The sequence below is a fragment of the Microbacterium sp. HSID17254 genome, from assembly GCF_003989315.1.
In the GTDB taxonomy this organism is placed as follows: Bacteria; Actinomycetota; Actinomycetes; order Actinomycetales; family Microbacteriaceae; genus Microbacterium.
This window is the reverse complement of sequence record NZ_RBLT01000083.1, coordinates 1-2,653: the sequence shown is the minus strand read 5'-3', so window position 1 is coordinate 2,653 and position 2,653 is coordinate 1. Positions and strand designations below refer to the sequence as shown.

Annotated in this window: 4 protein-coding genes; 1 reads left to right on the top strand and 3 read right to left on the bottom strand. The window is 71.4% G+C overall.

The window, feature by feature from the left end:
• On the top strand, positions 1–355 hold a 355-nt coding region (locus D8M34_RS17765; RefSeq protein ID WP_148113083.1), incomplete at its 5' end, for a M23 family metallopeptidase.
• A gap of 98 nt (positions 356–453) precedes the next feature.
• Here D8M34_RS17765 and D8M34_RS17760 read toward each other — a convergent pair.
• The 3 genes from D8M34_RS17760 to D8M34_RS17750 all read right to left on the bottom strand — a co-directional run.
• On the bottom strand, positions 454–1,614 hold the full coding sequence (locus tag D8M34_RS17760; protein WP_025104357.1) for a flagellar hook protein FlgE: 1,161 nt from the start codon (positions 1,612–1,614) through the stop codon (positions 454–456).
• Between the two features lie 25 nt (positions 1,615–1,639).
• Complete coding sequence (locus D8M34_RS17755; protein WP_025104356.1) at positions 1,640–2,098, bottom strand: flagellar hook assembly protein FlgD; 459 nt, start codon at positions 2,096–2,098, stop codon at positions 1,640–1,642.
• Between the two features lie 14 nt (positions 2,099–2,112).
• Positions 2,113–2,653: flagellar hook-length control protein FliK (locus tag D8M34_RS17750; protein WP_148113082.1), on the bottom strand; the 541-nt coding region annotated here is incomplete at its 5' end.

The window sequence follows — 2,653 nt, the reverse complement described above, 5'->3', positions numbered from 1 at the left end:
CTGCGGTCCGCAGGGCTGCTCGTCGAGCTTCCACTACGGGGCCGACCTCGCCAACGGCTGCGGCGCCGCGATCTACGCCGCGAACTCCGGGACGGTGGACTACGCCGGCCCGAACGGCAACTACGGCAACTACGTGCGCATCCAGCACGGCGGCGGCGTCAGCACGGGGTACGCGCACATCAAGCCCGGTGGCATCATCGTCCGCAGCGGGCAGTGGGTGCAGTCCGGTCAGGTCATCGCCTACGCCGGCGACACGGGACGCTCGTTCGGCTGCCACCTGCACTTCGAGGTCTACATCAACGGCGGGTACACCAACCCCGTGCTCTTCATGGAGCAGCGCGGCATCTACGTCTGACCGGCCAACCCCGCGAAACCCCGCTTTATCGTCGATGCCCCGCCGTATCCACGTGGACACGGCGGGGCTTCGGCGCGAAGACGGGGTCTCGGGAGGGGTCAGCGCTTGAGGTTCGTGAGCTCCTGCAGCACCTCGTCGCTCGTGGTGATGATGCGGGCGTTGGCCTGGAAGCCGCGCTGCGCGACGATGAGGTTCGTGAACTCCTGCGAGAGGTCGACGTTCGACATCTCGAGCGCGCCGCTGATGATGCCGCCGAGGCCGCCGGTGCCCGGCTGCCCGAGCTCGGCCTGACCGGAGTTGCCGCTCGGGCGGAACTGCGAGGAGCCCACCTTCTCCAGGCCCCCGGGGTTCACGAATCCGGCCAGCGCGATGCGTGCCAGCACCTGGGTGTCGCCGTTGCTGAAGGTGCCGACGAGGCTGCCGTCGTTCGTCAGGGCGTAGGAGCTCAGCGTGCCCGCCGGCTTGCCGTTCTGCTCCTTGATCGCGATGTCGTTGACGTCGGCGAAGCCGGTCACACCGGACAGGTCGACGGTGACGCCGCCCGACACGATGCTCCCGGCGCCGTTCTGCACCCCGTCGGTGAAGGTCAGTGCGGTGCTCGCACCCGCCCCGTCGGTGACGTCCCACCCGGTCGCGCTGCGCGTGAACGTCAGCCGCAGGGTGGACGCGGAGCCGTCGGCGCCGTAGGTCTTGATGTCGCGCACGAGCGTCTCGCCGACCGCAGCACCGGAGGGCAGGTTGCCGGTGGCGCGCGCGGTGGTGGTGGCGGCCGCGGGGCTGAGGGCGCCGACGGGGAGCGTGATGTCCCCGATGCCCTGACCGGGGACGATCGCCCCGTTGGTCGCGGTCCAGCCCTGGACGAGGGCTCCGCCGGCACCGACGAGACGGCCGCTCGCGTCGAAGGTGAAGCCGCCGTTGCGGGTGTAGAGGGTCTCGCCGCCGGAGCGGACGACGAAGAAGCCGTCGCCCGAGATCATCAGGTCGGTGGGGACGCCGGTCGGCTGCGGGGCTCCTCCGGCGAAGTTGGTGCTGATGCCGGCGACCTGCACGCCGAGTCCGACCTGGGCGGGGTTCTGCCCGCCGGCCGCCTGCTGCGGCAGCATCGAGTTGCGCAGGAGCTGGGAGAGGGAGTCCTGGAACTGCACGGAGGACGCCTTGAAGCCGGTCGTGTTGACGTTGGCGATGTTGTTGCCCGTGACGTCGAGCATGGTCTGGTGCGAGCGGAGTCCGGAGATTCCGGAGAAGAGGGAACGGAGCATGGTGGTGCCTTTCTGGGGAGCGGGGTCAGGCAGCGGTGCCGGGGACGAGGGAGACGCCGGAGATCGCGTCGAGGGGGATCGACTTCTCGCCGATGGTCACGGTGGGGACGGCTCCCGCGTAGGAGACCGCGGTGACGACGCCCTTCTGGGTGACACCGTCGGCGTCGACGTACTGCGCCTCCTGCCCGAGGAGGGCGGCGGCGGTCTGCCGCATGCTGAGGGCGAAGCTCTCGGTGCTGGTCGAGGCGAGCGCCGTCAGCTGTTCCATCGAGGCGAGCTGCGTCGTCTGGGAGATCATCTCGTTGGTGTTCATCGGCGAGCTCGGATCCTGGTTGGTGAGCTGGGTCACGAGCAGCTTGAGGAACACCTCCGAGTCGAGGGTCTTCTTGCGCTCTGTCGCCGGCGTCGTGCTGCCGGTCTGCACACCGGACGTCGGCGTGGCACCCGGGGGCAGGGTGCCGGTGATGGAGTCGACCGTGGTCATGGAGTCCTCTCTGATCAGGCGTAGACGTCGATGCCGCCGGTGGGCGCGGCGGGCGGTGCGGGCGGGGGCGGGGAAGCGGTCGGCGCCGAGGCCGGGGGACGCGGGGTGGTCGGCGGGCGCGGGGTGTCCGGGTCGCCGTTCCCGGTCTGGCCGTGCGTCGTCGCGCCGTGCTGGGGCGAGGAGGACGAGCCGTCCCCGGTGCTGAGGCTCAGGGTGGCGTGCGGCGCGGCGACCGCGAGGTCCCGGCGGAGATCGACGAGGAGGGCGCGCAGGGCGTCCCTGCCCATCTCGCTCGGGGCCTGCAGCTCGATGCGCAGGGTGGAGCCGGCGATGTGGGCCCGCACGGTGACGGGACCGAGGTTCTCCGGCGAGACGGTGAGCGTGATCCGGTGATCGCCGTCGGGGGCCTGAGCCAGGGACAGCACCGGAGCCGCCACCTGGGGGAGCAGGGCCGGTCGGACCGGCGCGGGGACGGAGCTCGACGGCGTGACGGGCGCGGTGGCCGTGGCGGCGACCGGGCTAGGCGCGGGCGTGGACCCGGCTGCGACCGGGTCG

What these genes read in the sequence shown, in the direction of transcription:
- D8M34_RS17760 (WP_025104357.1), bottom strand. Translation starts at nt 1,614, where the DNA reads ATGCTCCGTTCCCTCTTCTCCGGAATCTCCGGACTCCGCTCGCACCAG.
- D8M34_RS17755 (WP_025104356.1), bottom strand. Translation starts at nt 2,098, where the DNA reads ATGACCACGGTCGACTCCATCACCGGCACCCTGCCCCCGGGTGCCACG.